Consider the following 14714-nt stretch of genomic DNA (forward strand, 5'->3'; position numbering starts at 1 on the left):
CGGCGAGATTGTGGTGCGCGGGTGGCAAAAGGGTGCGGCGGCGCCGTGATGTGAAAGCGCCGCCCTGTGAGAGCGGCGCTTGGTTCTGTGTGTTGCCTCAGGCGGCGCGGTTGCCGGCCATGCGTGCCTTGAGCGCCGGGGGCAGCAGGCGGCGCGAGCTGACACGCGGCATCGGCATCTCGGCAAGCGCCGGTTCTTCGCCGAACTGCGCGATGTAGTCGGCGTAGTTGTCAAAGCTGCGGCGGCCGACGTGGTCGATATAGGTTTCCGACGGCGTGGCCTCGGCCAGGATGATCTCGTGGTCCTCGGTCTCGATGTGATAGACGGCAAAGCTCTCGCCAAGCTCGGACAGCGGCAGCCAGTCGATTGTATCGCCGTTGACCAGCGCACTGGCATTGACCAGCATCCCGTCGATCAGCAGTGCATGGTCGGCGGTCAGCACCAGGTCACGCTGCGGCAGGCCATCGCCAAGGGCGCCCGCGCGCAGGCGCACCGGTTGCAGGCGGTCGGCCGGGCCGAAGCGGGTCGAGACTTCCTGCGTCCAGATCCATTTCACCGGCACGCTGCGGCCATCGGGCGTGAGCACGGGGTCACCCATCGACAGGGTTTCCACGGCGCGCGCGCCCTCGGGGGTCGAGATCAGGGTGCCCTTGCCGAAGCAGAGGTAGACGTTGCTGTCGCTGGTTTCGGATTGGAACGTGTTCGAGGTGCCGGAATTGGCAACCAGCGTCTGCGTTGTCGCATCGGGAATGACCAGCGCATAGTTGCCGCCACCGTCGGTAAAGACGGGGTATTCGACACCGTCACCGCCCGAAATCGTGTAGCCGGTGAAGGTTGCTCCGCCGCTGGCGAAGGTGTCGACGCCCGCGTCCAGCCGGCCGTCGTCGTCCTGGTCCACGATCGTGCCCGAAGTGTCATCGGCGGAAAACAGGCCACCCCAGTTCAGGCTGCTGCCCGGGGCACCTTCGGTGCCGTTGAATGTGACGCCGGACAGCAGGACATTGCCCTGTGCTTCGTAGTTGGTGGGCATGGAAATCTCCTTAGCAAAAAGTTGGAACGTTCAACCCATTGAATTGCTAGGGTTTCAGGTTGAGGATTCAACCGTTCAGCCGAAAAAGGTGCAAAAAGAAAAAACATTTTATCCTTGACGTCCGATCCGCGTGCACACGCAGCCGCGCGAAATCAATGCTGGTCGCCGGCCTGTCTTGCGTGGGTGGCGTGACGGGCCAGCACGCGCGCGGCCTGGATCGGCACCGGGCGTGAGGGCGGAGTCATCAGCAGGCGCGCAAAGAGAGCGCGGTAGGGTTCCTGCGCCAGCAAGGCCTCCAGCCTCTGGTGGCGCCAGGCGACCGCCCCGGCGTGCAGCCGGGCCAGCTCCGGGTCGGCGGCGAACGCGGCGCGGCGCTCTGCCACGCCGGGCAGGGACAGGATGCTGCGGTCTTCCTCGTTGCACCAGTTGCGCTCGACCCAGTAGTCCATGCCAAGCGCGTGGTCCGAATGGACCGCGCGGCCCCGGTCGGCCTTCAGCAGGTAGCTTTCCATCGCGCCGAGGGCGTAGTGATTCAGCTGGGCCAGTGCATAGTTCGACCGGCCGTACTGGGAAAAGATGCGGCGGGTGCGGAACTGGTCGTCCAGCTCGCGGCCCTCGCCGTCGAACCAGCGCGCGTTGTCCAGCCTTGACTTGTCGGGCGCGCGGGGACGGTGGACGCCCAGCCGGGCATAGGTGCCGTCATTGCGGTAGAGCGTCTTGAACATCGCCGCGCGCCAGGGCCAGTGCATGACCACCGGCGCGGCGGCGGTGAATTGCCCGGTGATCGGTGCATCGGCGTACCGCGCCACCCCGGCATTGCCGAAGAGCCGCCAGGTGAGCGTGATGGCCGTGGCCTCGGGCAGGGCGGCGATCAGCGCGGGCAGGGTGCGGTCGCCTGCGTGGACATTGACGTATTCGTCGATGTCCAGCGCCAGCAGCCAGTCGGCCCCGGTGACGGCGGGCGCCGCGTCGGCCAGTTTCAACCCGGTGAACTGGATGCCGCGTTCGTCATGGGGGCCATCGTTGCGGATATGGGTCAGCGGCGCGACCTGTGCCAGCCGGTCGAGGATCGCGTCGGTGCCGTCCTGGCAATCGTTCGAGAGCGCGACCACATGGGTCACGCCACAGGCCAGGTGATGCGCCAGCCAGTCCAGCAGGAAGGCGCCCTCGTTGCGGACACAGAGAACGGCGGTGATCTTCACGCGGCGCCCCCGTGGCGGAAGGTCCCGGCGCAGAGGCCGGGACGGGGACATGTCCCGAGAGCCATCACCAGCCCTTGCGGAAGGTGACGACCTTGGCCTCGGAGGCCTTGGGGAAATAGGTCAGCCCGGCGCGGTGCATGGCGTCAAAGACCGCCTGCACGCCCGACTGCCCGATCCATTGCGGGTGCAGCTCGATCACGGCGGCGCGCAAGCCGGACCAGTCGCCGGCCGGCAGCAGATCGGCCTCGGCGCCCTCGATGTCGCAGACCAGGACATCGGGCGTTTCCGCCTCCAGCACCGGGGCGATGGCGTGCTGCATGATCGGGACTTCTTCTGTCACGCTGTCCGGGTCGGCCTCGCGGTCCATCGAGGAGGCGAGGAAGTTCCTGCGGACGTAGAAGGGGACGGGATCGCCCGCTTGCGGTGACAGCAGCGCGTTGCGCAGGTCGACGTTTTCCACCCCGTTGGCCGCGTGGACAGAGCGGATGTAGGGGATCAGCGCCGGGTTTGCCTCGTAGCTGACCACGCGCGCGACCTGTTTCTTCACCGAGAGAAGCGTGGACATGTAGCCGATGCCGCCGCCCAGCTCCAGCACCCGGTCGCCCGGGCGCACGACGCGCACGACCGCGTCGCATTCCTTGCGCTCGTAGGCGTCGGATTTCAGTGCGCCGCGAATGCGGCCCTTGGTGATCTGCGGATGCTTGGGGATCTTCAGCCCGCGCGAGTGCAGGTAGGGATCGCGGGGGGCGGGCTCGGCGCCGTCCATCTCAGGTCTCCATGTCGAGGGCGAGCGCATAGGCCACGCGTTCGGTTTCCGTCAGGTCCAGCGCCAGCGCCTGCCGGTAGAGTTCCTCGAACTCGGGCATGCCGTGCAGTTCGGCGGCCTTGGCGCGGTGCCATTCCAGCGCCCGGTGATGCGCGGCGCGCAGGGTGTCGTCACGCATCAGCCGGTCATATTCGGCCCGGACGCGGGGGATGTTGCGCTTGATCGTGATGTCACGGTGCACCGACCAGTCCATGCGGATCCAGTAGTTCAGCCCGATGTTGCGGTCGACATGCAGGGCGCGGCCCCTCTGACGCTTGATCAGGAAGCTTTCGGCGGACCGCAGGGCGTAATGGTTGAGTTGGATCAGGTCATAGCCGATGGTCCGCTTGGAACTACGCCAGCCGTTGCGGATCGCCGCCTCCGTCATGTCGCGGCCCGAGCCGTTGACCCATTTCACGCGGTCCTCGAACCCCTCGGCCAGCTTGTTGGGCCGGTGGCACGAGATCTTTTCGTAGGCGCCTATGTTGCGGAACATGGTCTTGAAGCCCCAGACCGTGTGCGGCTTGGGGCAGTATTTCGGGGCGCAGGTGTCGAATTGCTCGATCACGAAACGGTCCTGAAAACGGCGCACGCCATTGTGCCCGAACAGCCGCCAGGTCATCGCGATATTGGTGGCGTCCGGCACCCGCTGGAACACGTCCGAGAGCGTGCCGTTGCCGCAACGGATGTTGACGAACTCATCGACGTCGATATGGGCGATCCAGTCGGCCTGCCTGATCACCTCCTCGTCCAGCGCGGCATCCAGCGCGTGCTGTTGCGGGGACTTGCCGGACCAGGTGTTGTTGTCGCGGTGATGGACGATGCCCAGGGCATCCAGCCGCTGCAGGATCTCGACCGTGCCGTCGGAACAATCGTTGGTATAGATCAGGAAATTGTCGAAACCGACCGCGCGGTGATAGGCGATCCATTCGAGGATATAGGGCCCCTCGTTCTTCATGCAGGCCACGACCACATTGCCGGTCGACCCCTTGGGCAAAAGGCGATGCGGGGCAGGGGTGAATGCGGCGGCCAGGTCCTCTTCGTTGACGCGGCCCAGCTTGTTGTGTGGGGCGTAGGGCGAGCCGTGCAGCCGCACGAAATTCTGTTTTGCCTGCGCGGGCAGGGTCTCTGCCGCGGCGTCGGTCAGGGGCGGTGTGTCCGGCTCTGCCGGGGTGTCGCCGGTCAGATGGGCCAGCTCCTCGGCCCTGGCCGCACGCTCTTCCTTGTCGCCCTGAGCGATGCGCCAGCGGAAGGCCATCAGGTACTGCGTCGCACGGAAACCACGCGTCGGGTCCGTCTCTGTCCAGTCGCCGCACATGGGGTCGGCCTCCATGTCCTCGGGCGACATGCCGGGATGGGCGGCGCAAAGGGCGGCGATGTCCTCTTCGAAGCGCATGGAAATGGCCGAGAGGCCGCCCGCGAGGATCGCGCCGCCGGGCACCTTGATCTCTGCCAGCAGCTTGCGCCAGAGCGGACGGGGCAGCAGGATGTCCTGCCGGTCGAGAAGGCGCAGCACCGCATCGTTGAACAGCCGCGCGCGGGTCAGCCAGGCCGCCGAGGGCAGGCGCGGCAGATCCTCTGCCTCGGCCTTGCCGATCTGGGCGGAAATGCCAAAGGCGGCGCGCAATTCATCCGTCGCCTGCTCGGACCAGAGCCGGTCGCGGTTGATCGAGCGGAACTGCACCGTATCGGCGCCAAAGACCGCCTCCCATTCCTCTTGCAGGCGGGTGTAATCCAGCCAGAAGTTGGCACCCTGCACCTCGCCGAACAGCCCGGCCAGGGGCGCGGTCTCGGGCCGGGTGTCCAGCGCGGCCTGCCAGTAGTCCGGGGCCGCCAACAGGCCCAGTTCCAGGTCCAGAGAGCGCGCGCGCCCGTCCAGGACTTGCGCGCCATAACGTGCGACCAGCGCACGGGCCGGTTCGTCCAGCCAGGCAACGATGCGGACATCGGTCGAGATCGGCGCCAGCAGGTCGCGCAGGCGCTCCAGCTCGGCCCGGGTGCTCAGCGAGGTTCCCAGTTGATGCGCCGAGAGGATCAGGGCCTGCGGCGCGTCACGGGCGACCTCATGCGCCAACTGGCGGGCCACCTCGTTACGCAGGGCTTGCTGTTTCTCGGGCAGCATCAGGCCGCGGTTGAAGCGCAGCACATCCGGGCGGTCCGGGTCGCTGACGGCCATGAACAGGCGGGTGTGATTTCGGGCGCCGGGGCTGCGGGCGTAAAGAACGCCCTCGTCCCTGAGCCGCCCGCGCTTGGCGTCGAGAACCCTCTGTATCCGGTCGCTGGACGGACCATCCGGCCCGATATGTAGATAGATCCTCATCACGCTGCCCCTCGTGCCGTTCCGGCCTTGGTTTTCTTGCCTGTCGTCCCCGTTTCGGGGTTCTTGTTCAGCCTGCCCCACCAGGGCAGGTCGATCCTGAGATGTGCCGAGAGCCGCTGCCGTGCATCGGCGGCGCCCACCGGCAATTCCAGAAAGCGCGGATCCTCGCCAAAGAGGTCGCGCAGCATGGCGTAGTGCCCCTCGATCCAGCGGATGCGCTGGTCGTCGTTGGCGCCATATCCCTGCGGCAGACCCGGGATGGCCCCGCCGGGCAGGCGATCCTGCCCGAGATTGCCCCAGCGGCGCATGCTGTCCGAAATCTCTGCCGACGGGCGCCAGGTGGCCACGAACAGCATGTCGGGCCGCGCCAGGCGCATTGCCTTGATCATCGTGTAATCGCATTGCGGCCAGAGCGAGGCCGACGGGTTCAACATGCTGATTTCCGTCAGCGCATCGTAAAGCCCGTCGAGATGGGCAAAGGGGTCGCCGGTTTCGAAATAGCCGTTATACAGCTGGCGCGCGATGGAGGTGCCGCCCAGGCCGGGGGTGCGGCAATGCACACGGCGCACCTTGTGATCCGCCGCCCGCCAGCCGCCTTCGTTCAGCGCATGGGCCAGCGTCGTGGTGCCCGTCTTGGGCAGGCCGAGGTTCACCAGCTTGACGGTCAGGTCGCTCATAGTCCCAGCGCCTCGATCAGTTCGGCCTCGCCGGGCGGAAGCGCGGGCAGGGCCGCCAGGTGCGCGTACATCCTGGCGTAGTCCGCCTGCGCCATCAGAGCATCGCGCCTTTCGCGGTGCAGGCGCACGCAGTCGCCGTGCAGGCGCGCGATGTCCGGGTCCGCCTTCAGGGTGTCCAGCGCGGTCTCCAGCCGTGGCAGGTAGCGCAGGATCGAGCGATCCTCGACGGCGGCATCGTTGCGCTCGCGCCAATAGGTGTCGTCAAAGACGCGGCCCTCGCGGTTCACATCGCCCCGGTCGTTCTTGACCAGGTAACTGTCCAGCGAGCGCAGGGCATAGTGGTTGAGCGTCGCGAAATTGCGCGCCCCGGCGGCGGGAAACTTGCGGATGCGGCGCGGATTGGCGGCAGCCAGGAACTTGGGCGGGACCTTGCGCCCCGAGGCATCGGTCCAGGCCGGCAACTTGTCCTCTGGCAGGGACTTGCGGAAAAAGGGCCGATGCGCGCCGAAATACTGCAGGGGGAAATCGCGGCGCACGAGGCTTTTGACCTCTATCGCGGTTTCGGCGCACCAGAGATCGGGATTGTGGGACCGGGTGAACTGGGCAATCACCGGGCGATCAACGAAATCCGTCACGCCATCGTTGGCAAAGAACTGGAAATTGACGGAAATCGCCTGCGGGTTACCACATGCGGCGATCAGCGCGGGGATGGTGTGATCGCCCACGTGCACGTTCAGGAACTCGTCGACATCGGCAATCCAGACCCAGTCGGCGCCCGTCACCAGCGGGTGTTTCGCCGCCGCCTTCAGCGCCTCCATCTGGTAGTTGCGGCCCTCGGCGGGGTTGGGCAGGTGCACGACATGGCCGGTTTCCGGGCGATCGGAGGCGGCCAGTGCGTCCAGCAGCACATCGGTGCCATCGGTACAGTCGTTGGAATAGAACAGGAAATCACTGATACCCAGAAGACGATGAAAGGCGATCCATTCCAACAGGAACGGGCCCTCGTTCTTCACGCAGGTTACAGCGGTGATGCGCCGCGCGGCGCCCGCCTTGATATCAGCCATGTCTGCTCGTCTGCCAGAACCCCGGGTTTCTTCCCGGGTTTTATACCCCGAATCATGACATTCCGTGAGCACCCCGTCAATCCGCGCCGTCGTCAAGGGCATCGGGGCGTGACTTCCGTCCTATTGACGGCCCTCGCGGGGCTTGGGAAACCGGGGGCAGGAGGACCGCCATGACATTGCCTGCATCAATCGACGAAGTTCAGGAAACGCTGGGCGCCACGGGCTATGTCTGTGGCCGGGCGCTGGCCACCGTCGTGTTCCTGTCGCTGCGCCTGGGCCGGCCCCTGTTCCTCGAGGGCGAGGCCGGGGTTGGCAAGACCGAGATCGCCAAGGCGCTGTCCGCGGCGCTGGGACGGCGCCTGATCCGGCTGCAATGCTACGAGGGGCTGGACGCCTCGAGCGCGGTCTACGAATGGAACTTCCCGGCCCAGATGATCGCCATCCGCACCGCCGAAGCGCAGGGCAGTGCAGACCGCGACGTCCTGAACCGAGAGCTTTTCGGTCCGGATTTCCTGATCGAACGTCCCCTGTTGCAGGCGATGCGCCCGGATGAACACGGCGCGCCGATCCTTCTGATCGACGAGCTGGACCGGACGGACGAACCCTTCGAGGCCTTCTTGCTGGAGGCGCTGTCGGATTTCCAGGTCACGATCCCCGAGATCGGCACCATCAAGGCGCCCGAGCCGCCCATCGTCATCCTGACCTCGAACCGCACGCGAGAGGTGCATGACGCGCTCAAGCGGCGCTGCCTCTATCACTGGGTCGACTACCCGGGCTTCGACCGCGAGGTGGAAATCCTCAACGCCCGCGAACCGGATGTCTCCGAGACGCTGAGCCGCGAGATCGTGGCCTTTGTCCAGTCCCTGCGCACCGAGGACATCTTCAAGAAGCCGGGGGTGGCGGAAACGATCGACTGGGCGAAATGCCTGCTGGCGCTGGACGTGGTGGACCTGTCGCCCGAGGTGATCAGCGACACGCTGGGGGCAATCCTGAAATACCAGGACGACATCGCGAAAATCGAAGGCTCCGAGGCCAAGCGCATTCTCGACGAGGCAAAGGCCACCATCGAGGCCGCGTGAGCGCCGTGCCTCAGCCCTCGGGAGGTGCAGGTTGGCCCGGGTCTTCCGGCCCGGTCTTTCGCGTCCTGAGGGCAACGAGGGGTGGAACGACGATCACCAGTGTCAGCGCGGCGGCGGCCACGAGGAAGACGACCAGCATGAGGGTGAAATAATTATCGACGAAAAGGGCGGTCAGACTGCGGGCGTCGAAGAGCAACAGTGCCTCCGGCGCGGTTTTCGAGGCGGTATAGTAGAACTCCAGCGGCACGGCGTTCGCCGTCGGCGCCTGCCGGACCGCAAGGGCAACCACGGCGCCTGGTACGAGGTTTGCCCGGATCGCCGCCTCGCGCGGGCCGGCCTCGAGCGTGACATTCGTCGGCGACACCGGAGGTGTCCGGTCAAGCACCGCATAGCCGCCGGAGGGCTGCGCCATGAGACAATCCTCGCGCCCGTCGGTGCAGGCGATTTCGAACCTGGCGTCCGCAACAACCTGCGCCAGCGAGACGTTCTTGAGCCGCAATTCGGCGGTGCCGTCAGCAGACTGGCTGAAGCGATAGGTCACGACCGGCTGGCTGCGGATTTCCGCGATGACGGTCGAGATGTAGAAGCCGATGACCGAGAGGATGACCGCCAGGATGGCCGGCGCCTGTTGCGAGGTGAAAAGGTTCATCGAGGGTCTCCTGACCAGGCCGGGCCCCTGAGGGCCAAGGCTATCACCCGAAAGTCGCCTTGTCTTGGGCGGTCAGACTGCGAAGGTACCCGTCATGCCTGAATACCTGCCGCTTGAAATCCCGGAAAACCCGCGCCTTGCGCAGAACATCATCCATTTCGCACGCGCCCTGCGCCGGGCCGGGTTGCCCGTGGGACCGGGGCGGGTGATCGACGCCATCCGCGCGGTCGAGGCGGCGGGCTTTACCGAGCGGATGGATTTCTACTGGACCCTGCACGCCTGTTTCGTGAACCGGCCCGAGCATCGCGTCGTCTTTGCCCAGATCTTCCGCCTCTACTGGCGCGATCCGCGATTCCTGGAACACATGATGTCGATGATGCTGCCCGCCATTCGTGGCGTGCAGGAGGATCGCTCTGCCGTGGCCGCCGAGAAACGGGCGGCGCAGGCCCTGTTGGGTGACCAGATGCCCGAAGTGCCCACCGAGGAAGAGGAAGAAGAGGGCACCCAGATCGAGGTTGACGCCTCGATGACCATGTCCGCCGAGGAAAAGCTGCGCAGCCTCGATTTCGAGCAGATGTCGACAGAGGAAATCGCCCAGGCCAAGCGGATGCTGGCGCGGCTGACGCTGCCCGTAAAGCCGATCGAGAGCCGCCGCCTGATGGGATCGCACCTGGGCCACCGCATGGACGCGCGCAAGACGATCCGCGACGCTCTGCGCAAGGGGGGAGAGATCCACTCCATCGCCCGGGCCAAACGGCGGCCGCGCTGGCCGAACCTGGTGGTGCTCTGCGATATTTCCGGCTCGATGAGCCAGTATTCCCGCATGGTGCTGCATTTCCTGCACGCGGTGGCCAATGAAAAGGGGCAGGGCTGGGCCAAGGTCCATGCCTTCACCTTTGGCACCCGGCTGACCAACATCACCCGGCACCTGGCCACCCGCGACGTCGACGCGGCGCTGAAGTCGGCAGGCGCCGAGGCGCAGGACTGGGAAGGCGGCACGCGGATCGGGGCCTGCCTGCATGATTTCAACCGGGACTGGTCGCGCCGGGTCATGGGGCAGGGGGCGGTCGTGCTGGTGATCACCGACGGGCTGGACCGCGACGATGCGGGCGCGCTGGAAAAGGAGATGGAGCGGCTGCATCTGTCGGCGCGCCGTTTGATCTGGCTGAACCCGCTCTTGCGCTGGGACGGCTTCGCGCCCAAGGCGACGGGTATCCGGGCCATGCTGCCGCATGTGGACAGTTTCCGCGCCGGACATTCCATAGCCTCGCTGGAAGACCTGGCCGAGGCGATCTCGCGGCCTGACGACCTGGGCGAAAAGGCGCGGCTGATGAAACTGCTCTAGGCGGGTTGCCGCCTGTCCTTAAGATCCGGGGGAACCCGGGGCGGTGCATCGTGCGTTTCCTGTCCAAGCCCCACGCGGGCACAAGGAAAGGAGACTGCCATGACCCCCATTCGCAACGCCACGGCGCTGGCCGGAGCCCTGACGCTCGTCGTCGGAGGGAGCGCGATGGCGCAGGGGCAGGACGGTGCAAACGCCGCCAAACGTCTGCCCCCGGCGCAACTGGAACTGCTGAGCGGAATCTGCGAGGTCGGTGGCAACCTGCCGGACGGGCTGACCTGCGATGATGTGGCCGAGGCCCTGCAGAACAAGGGCGGCGGCAAGGACAAGCCGGACCAGGCCGACGCGGACCCGGCGGCAGACCCGGCCGATGCGCTGAAACCGGCGCAACCCGCGCCCCCCGAGACCGCCGATGTGCCCAAGCCGCCGGAAGCTGCGGAGCCGGCCGAGGCACCGGAGCCCGAAGTTGCGGAACCGGCGGACCCGCCGGAGCCCGAGGCGCCCGAAACCGCGGATGTGCCGAAGGACCCGGCCCCCGAGGCAACGGACCCGCCCGAGACAGCCGATCCCGGTGATGTCCTGGTGCCCGAGGCACCCGAAGCGCCAGAGCCCGCGCCCGAAACCGCGGATGCGCCGAAGGACCCGGCCCCCGAGGCAACGGACCCGCCCGAGACAGCCGATCCCGGTGATGTCCTGGTGCCCGAGGCACCCGAAGCGCCAGAGCCCGCGCCCGAAACCGCGGATGCGCCAAAGGATCCGGCCCCCGAGGCGCAGGATCCGCCGGAGGCCGCCGAGGCGGCGCCCGCCCCGGAGAGGCGTGATCCGCAGGCCCAGGTCGATGCCCTGCGGCGCCTGCTGGAAGGTTCGCCCGCCGCGGCGGCAACGGATCCGCGCGACGACGGCGAACTGGTCGAGGAAACCCTGGACGAGGGCGACGTGCGCCGCTCGGACGAGGATTTCCGCACCGGACTGGACGGCGCGGTGAAGCCGGGCGCCGAAGCGCGCAAGGACAATGGCGACGACGACGGGCTGGAACCCTGGGCCAAGGCAGCCCTGCTGGGCCTTGGCGCCGTGGCCCTCTCCGAGATCCTGGACGAGGATGACCGCGTAGTCTCCAACTCGGGCGACCGGGTGGTTGTCGAACAGGATGGCCAGTTCCGCGTGCTGCGCAACGACGACGTCCTGCTGCGCCGCCCCGGTGCCGAGGTCGAGACCCGCCGGTTCGACGATGGATCGACCCGCACGCGTGTGCGCTACGAAGACGGCTCTGTCGTCGAGACCATCCGCGCCGCCGATGGCCGGGTTTTGCGCCGGGTGCGTGTCCTGCCGGACGGAACGGAGGCGGTTCTCTTCGATGACACCCAGGCCAGTCCCCGGGTGGAGGTAAGCGAACTGCCCCGCGTGACCGAGCGCAACCGCATCGACTATCGCGACACCACGGCGGAGTCGCTGGCGCGTGCGCTGGCTGCGACCGGGGCCGATGGCGTGAACCGCAGCTTCTCGCTGGCGCAGGTGCGCAACATCGACGCCGTGCGCCACCTGGTCCCCGAGATCACGGTGGATACGATCAACTTCGAGACCAACTCGGCGGCGATCCGGCCCGAGGAGGCACAGGCGCTGGCGGTGCTGGGCGAGGCCATGAGAAGGGCCATCGCCCAGAACCCCGGAGAGGTCTTCCTGATCGAGGGGCACACCGATGCGGTGGGGGGCTTTGCCTATAACCTGGCCCTGTCGGACCGCCGCGCGGAATCCGTGGCCCTGGCCCTGACCGAGTATTTCGCCGTGCCGCCGGAGAACCTCGTGTTGCAGGGCTATGGCGAGGGCGACCTTCTGGTGCGCACAGAGGATGCGGAACGTGCCAATCGCCGCGCCGCGGTGCGCCGGATCACGCCGCTGCTTGCGGCGCGCTGACGCTCACGATCCGCCCATTTCCGGACCCCCGGCAGAGCCTCTGCCGGGGGTCTTCCTTTGCGGGTCTGGAATACCTCCGTTGTCCGAAATCGTCGAACGGGGTTTGATGACGCCACGTCACCAGACCCGCTGCCGGGAGTATTGTTTTCATTGCTGGCCGCCCTACCGGGCAGGGCCGCGCATTCGGTGTCGAGACTGGTGCGACAAGGACTTTACCTCCGTCCATGCCTTTGCTGGAAAGGAATTGCCGAATGAAACGCCTCCTCCTCGCCTCGGCTGCGCTTGGCCTGCTGACGGTTGGCTTTGCCGGCCCCGCCGCGGCCCAGAACTTTGACCTCAAGCAACTCTGCAATCCCGCGCTGGGCATCAAGTGCGATCTCGACAGGGGCACGGTCCGCCGGGTGCCTCAGGTCAAGAAGACGCCGCAGGTGATCGTTCAGCCGCCGCAAAAGACCGTACGCACCCCGAAAAAGACCATCCCGGTGCCCCAGGTCATCGTGACCCCGCAGCCCAAGAAGCGCCCTGCGCAGGTCGTCATCCCCAAGCAGGTGACCCCCAAGGTGCGGGTGCCCGACGTCCAGATCGTGCGCCCGAAGGGCAAGACACCGACCATCCGTGTGCCCACCGGGACAATCGCGCCGGGCCTCAAGGTGCCGGACGTCAAGATCGCGATCCCGCCCAAAACCCGCCAGCCCGCCATCAAGGTCGCGCCCGGCGGCAAGGTCACGGTCAAGCCCGGTGCCGTGGACCTGGATGCGCTGCGAAAGCAGCTTGCCAAGGATATCGTCGGCGGCAAGCCCTCCGGCGGAGTCAAGATCGCGCCGCGCCCGGGCAAGACCGTGCGACTGCCGGTCGGCAGCATCGACCTGGGGTCCAGCCAGCGACAGGCCGATATCGTGGCCCTGCGTGACGTGGCCAAGGTGGCCGCGGCCGTCGGCATCGCGGCCGGGGCGGTCAAGGTGCTGGATCGGACGCTGACCGCCGAGGACGTGCGCCGCTCGTCCGAGGATTTCGACAAGGTGGCCCGCCAGATCGGTATCAGGACCGGCACGCTGGATTTTCGCCGCGTGGACCTGGGCAAGGTGCTGCAGAACGGTGACAAGGTCATCACCAACAGCGGTGACCGCATGGTGGTGCAGAACAACGGTGTCATGCGCGTTTTGCGCAACGACGACGTGCTGTTGAACCGGCCCGGCACCAACGTGCAGACCTTTCAGTACAAGGACGGCTCCACTCGCAACGTGATGCTCTACCAGGATGGCAGCCAGGTCGAGACGGTGCGCGCACCGGACGGGCGCGTGCTGCGCCGGTCCACCATCGCGCCCGACGGGACCGAGGTCGTGCTGTTCGACGACACGCAGCAGAGTGACCAGGTGGTCGTCACCAACCTGCCCGAGGTCAAGGGGCCCAGCGTCGTCGCCTATCAAAGCGACAGCGACGTGAACGGGGCGTTGGGCGCCGAGACTGCCGTCGATGCGGGGCGGCTGTTCTCGCTGGCGCAGGTGCGTGACATCGACGCCGTGCGTAAGATGGCGCCGGGGATCAACATCGACACGATCCACTTTGCCTCGAACTCTGCCGCGATCCGACCCGAAGAAGCCGAGGAGCTGGCCGCGCTGGGCTATGCCATGCTGGAGGCGATCGCCCTTGATCCGGGCGAGGTCTTTCTGATCGAGGGGCACACGGATGCGCGGGGGAACAAGGCCTACAACCTGTCGCTGTCCGACCGGCGGGCTGAATCGGTGGCCCTGGCCCTGATCGAGTATTTCGGCGTGCCGCCGGAGAACCTGGTGCTGCAGGGTTACGGCGAAAGCGATCTGCTGGTCGTGACCGACCAGGCGGAACAGGCCAACCGCCGCGCCGCCGTCCGCCGGATCACCCCGCTTTTGACCGATACCTGATCCTGCCCTCTGAACATGGTAAAAGCCCCCGGCACGCGCAGGGGGCTTTTCCGTTTCACGACCCGAACGAAATATTCTGTTTCTTGCACATTTTAAGCTGCGCATTGATCTGGATCATCCGCCCCTCCTTGCTCGAGTGATATTCTGAAAGTGGAATATCAATGCAAAGGGGGAGAGAGCGCATGACTCTCGACTGGAAACTTGGAGGCGTGCTCTTGGGCGTCGTCTTCTTTGCGGCGGTGCTGCTGGTCAAGCCCATCGGTGTCTCGACGCAATTCGTGATCCTGGACGGGATCGTGGCGGATGCGGTCAACCCGGATTTCATCACTCAGACCGAGGACGGATATACCTCGACCAATGCCTACATGGCCAAATCGTCGGGCAAATATGCCAAGAGTGCGGCCAATCCGCTGAACTACTCGTTCATCTTCGTTTTGGCGATGGCAGCGGGTGCTGCGCTTTCGGCCTTTTCGCGCGGGGGCGTCGGACGGGCCGAAAAACGGTTGCCGCAGATCTGGGAGGCCAATTTCGGTGACACGCCGTGGAAACGCTATGCCGTGGCCTTTCTGGGCGGGTTTGTCGTGCTCTACGGCGCGCGTCTGGCGGGGGGCTGTACCTCGGGGCACATGATGTCGGGCATGATGCAGACCGCTCTGTCAGGCTACATCTTCGCCGCCGGGGCCTTTGCCGCCGCCATTCCCACCGCAATGATGATGTACAAGGAGGGCTGAACG

12 protein-coding genes are annotated in these 14714 nt (G+C 66.4%); 5 read left to right on the forward strand and 7 right to left on the reverse strand.

The features are described from left to right. Positions 1 to 97: 97 nt before the first annotated feature. From BLQ71_RS00915 to BLQ71_RS00940, 6 genes are all read right to left on the reverse strand, one after another. Positions 98 to 1030 (reverse strand): Hint domain-containing protein, encoded by a 933-nt coding sequence (locus BLQ71_RS00915; protein WP_074620379.1) that lies wholly within the window; start codon positions 1028 to 1030, stop codon positions 98 to 100. A 152-nt stretch (positions 1031 to 1182) separates the two neighbouring features. After that, positions 1183 to 2232, reverse strand: a complete 1050-nt coding sequence (locus tag BLQ71_RS00920; protein WP_074620380.1) for a glycosyltransferase family 2 protein — start codon at positions 2230 to 2232, stop codon at positions 1183 to 1185. A gap of 64 nt (positions 2233 to 2296) precedes the next feature. Next, positions 2297 to 2998: an FkbM family methyltransferase gene (locus BLQ71_RS00925; RefSeq protein ID WP_074620381.1), complete on the reverse strand. Its 702-nt coding sequence runs from the start codon at positions 2996 to 2998 to the stop codon at positions 2297 to 2299. Between the two features lies 1 nt (position 2999). Next, positions 3000 to 5357 carry a glycosyltransferase family 2 protein gene (locus BLQ71_RS00930; RefSeq protein WP_074620382.1) on the reverse strand — a complete coding sequence of 786 codons (2358 nt, stop codon included), beginning with the start codon at positions 5355 to 5357 and terminating at the stop codon, positions 3000 to 3002. Continuing rightward, positions 5357 to 6034 carry a sulfotransferase family protein gene (locus BLQ71_RS00935; protein ID WP_229754822.1) on the reverse strand — a complete coding sequence of 226 codons (678 nt, stop codon included), beginning with the start codon at positions 6032 to 6034 and terminating at the stop codon, positions 5357 to 5359. The genes BLQ71_RS00930 and BLQ71_RS00935 overlap by 1 nt, the downstream gene beginning before the upstream one ends. After that, entirely contained in the window at positions 6031 to 7098 is a 1068-nt protein-coding gene (locus tag BLQ71_RS00940; RefSeq protein WP_074620383.1) for a glycosyltransferase family 2 protein, read from the reverse strand. Before BLQ71_RS00940 ends, BLQ71_RS00935 begins: the two co-directional genes overlap by 4 nt. A gap of 170 nt (positions 7099 to 7268) precedes the next feature. Here BLQ71_RS00940 and BLQ71_RS00945 point away from each other — a divergent pair, with 170 nt between their 5' ends. Beyond that, positions 7269 to 8177, forward strand: coding sequence for an AAA family ATPase (locus BLQ71_RS00945; RefSeq protein ID WP_074620384.1), 909 nt, complete (start codon positions 7269 to 7271; stop codon positions 8175 to 8177). 10 nt (positions 8178 to 8187) lie between these two features. Here the strand turns inward: BLQ71_RS00945 and BLQ71_RS00950 are convergent, their stop codons facing one another. Continuing rightward, complete coding sequence (locus BLQ71_RS00950) at positions 8188 to 8826, reverse strand: hypothetical protein (protein WP_074620385.1); 639 nt, start codon at positions 8824 to 8826, stop codon at positions 8188 to 8190. Positions 8827 to 8920: 94 nt separating this feature from the next. Between BLQ71_RS00950 and BLQ71_RS00955 the strand changes: the two genes are divergently transcribed. The 4 genes from BLQ71_RS00955 to BLQ71_RS00970 all read left to right on the forward strand — a co-directional run bounded on the left by BLQ71_RS00955 (position 8921) and on the right by BLQ71_RS00970 (position 14711). After that, positions 8921 to 10171, forward strand: coding sequence for a vWA domain-containing protein (locus tag BLQ71_RS00955; RefSeq protein WP_074620386.1), 1251 nt, complete (start codon positions 8921 to 8923; stop codon positions 10169 to 10171). 99 nt (positions 10172 to 10270) lie between these two features. Beyond that, positions 10271 to 12079, forward strand: coding sequence for an OmpA family protein (locus BLQ71_RS00960; RefSeq protein WP_074620387.1), 1809 nt, complete (start codon positions 10271 to 10273; stop codon positions 12077 to 12079). A 251-nt stretch (positions 12080 to 12330) separates the two neighbouring features. Beyond that, positions 12331 to 13980, forward strand: a complete 1650-nt coding sequence (locus tag BLQ71_RS00965; protein WP_074620388.1) for an OmpA family protein — start codon at positions 12331 to 12333, stop codon at positions 13978 to 13980. A 182-nt stretch (positions 13981 to 14162) separates the two neighbouring features. Then, on the forward strand, positions 14163 to 14711 hold the full coding sequence (locus tag BLQ71_RS00970) for a YeeE/YedE thiosulfate transporter family protein (protein WP_074620389.1): 549 nt from the start codon (positions 14163 to 14165) through the stop codon (positions 14709 to 14711). Positions 14712 to 14714 lie beyond the last annotated feature (3 nt).

It is taken from the genome of Antarctobacter albus (assembly GCF_900101505.1).
GTDB classification, from domain to species: domain Bacteria; phylum Pseudomonadota; class Alphaproteobacteria; order Rhodobacterales; family Rhodobacteraceae; genus Antarctobacter; species Antarctobacter albus.

Bases quoted from the DNA above. Each gene is read 5' to 3' on its own strand.
- BLQ71_RS00960 (WP_074620387.1), top strand. From the start codon at position 10,271: ATGACCCCCATTCGCAACGCCACGGCGCTGGCCGGAGCCCTGACGCTC.
- BLQ71_RS00950 (WP_074620385.1), bottom strand. From the start codon at position 8,826: ATGAACCTTTTCACCTCGCAACAGGCGCCGGCCATCCTGGCGGTCATC.
- BLQ71_RS00915 (WP_074620379.1), bottom strand. From the start codon at position 1,030: ATGCCCACCAACTACGAAGCACAGGGCAATGTCCTGCTGTCCGGCGTC.
- BLQ71_RS00940 (WP_074620383.1), bottom strand. From the start codon at position 7,098: ATGGCTGATATCAAGGCGGGCGCCGCGCGGCGCATCACCGCTGTAACC.
- BLQ71_RS00965 (WP_074620388.1), top strand. From the start codon at position 12,331: ATGAAACGCCTCCTCCTCGCCTCGGCTGCGCTTGGCCTGCTGACGGTT.
- BLQ71_RS00935 (WP_229754822.1), bottom strand. From the start codon at position 6,034: ATGAGCGACCTGACCGTCAAGCTGGTGAACCTCGGCCTGCCCAAGACG.
- BLQ71_RS00930 (WP_074620382.1), bottom strand. From the start codon at position 5,357: ATGAGGATCTATCTACATATCGGGCCGGATGGTCCGTCCAGCGACCGG.
- BLQ71_RS00955 (WP_074620386.1), top strand. From the start codon at position 8,921: ATGCCTGAATACCTGCCGCTTGAAATCCCGGAAAACCCGCGCCTTGCG.
- BLQ71_RS00970 (WP_074620389.1), top strand. From the start codon at position 14,163: ATGACTCTCGACTGGAAACTTGGAGGCGTGCTCTTGGGCGTCGTCTTC.
- BLQ71_RS00925 (WP_074620381.1), bottom strand. From the start codon at position 2,998: ATGGACGGCGCCGAGCCCGCCCCCCGCGATCCCTACCTGCACTCGCGC.
- BLQ71_RS00945 (WP_074620384.1), top strand. From the start codon at position 7,269: ATGACATTGCCTGCATCAATCGACGAAGTTCAGGAAACGCTGGGCGCC.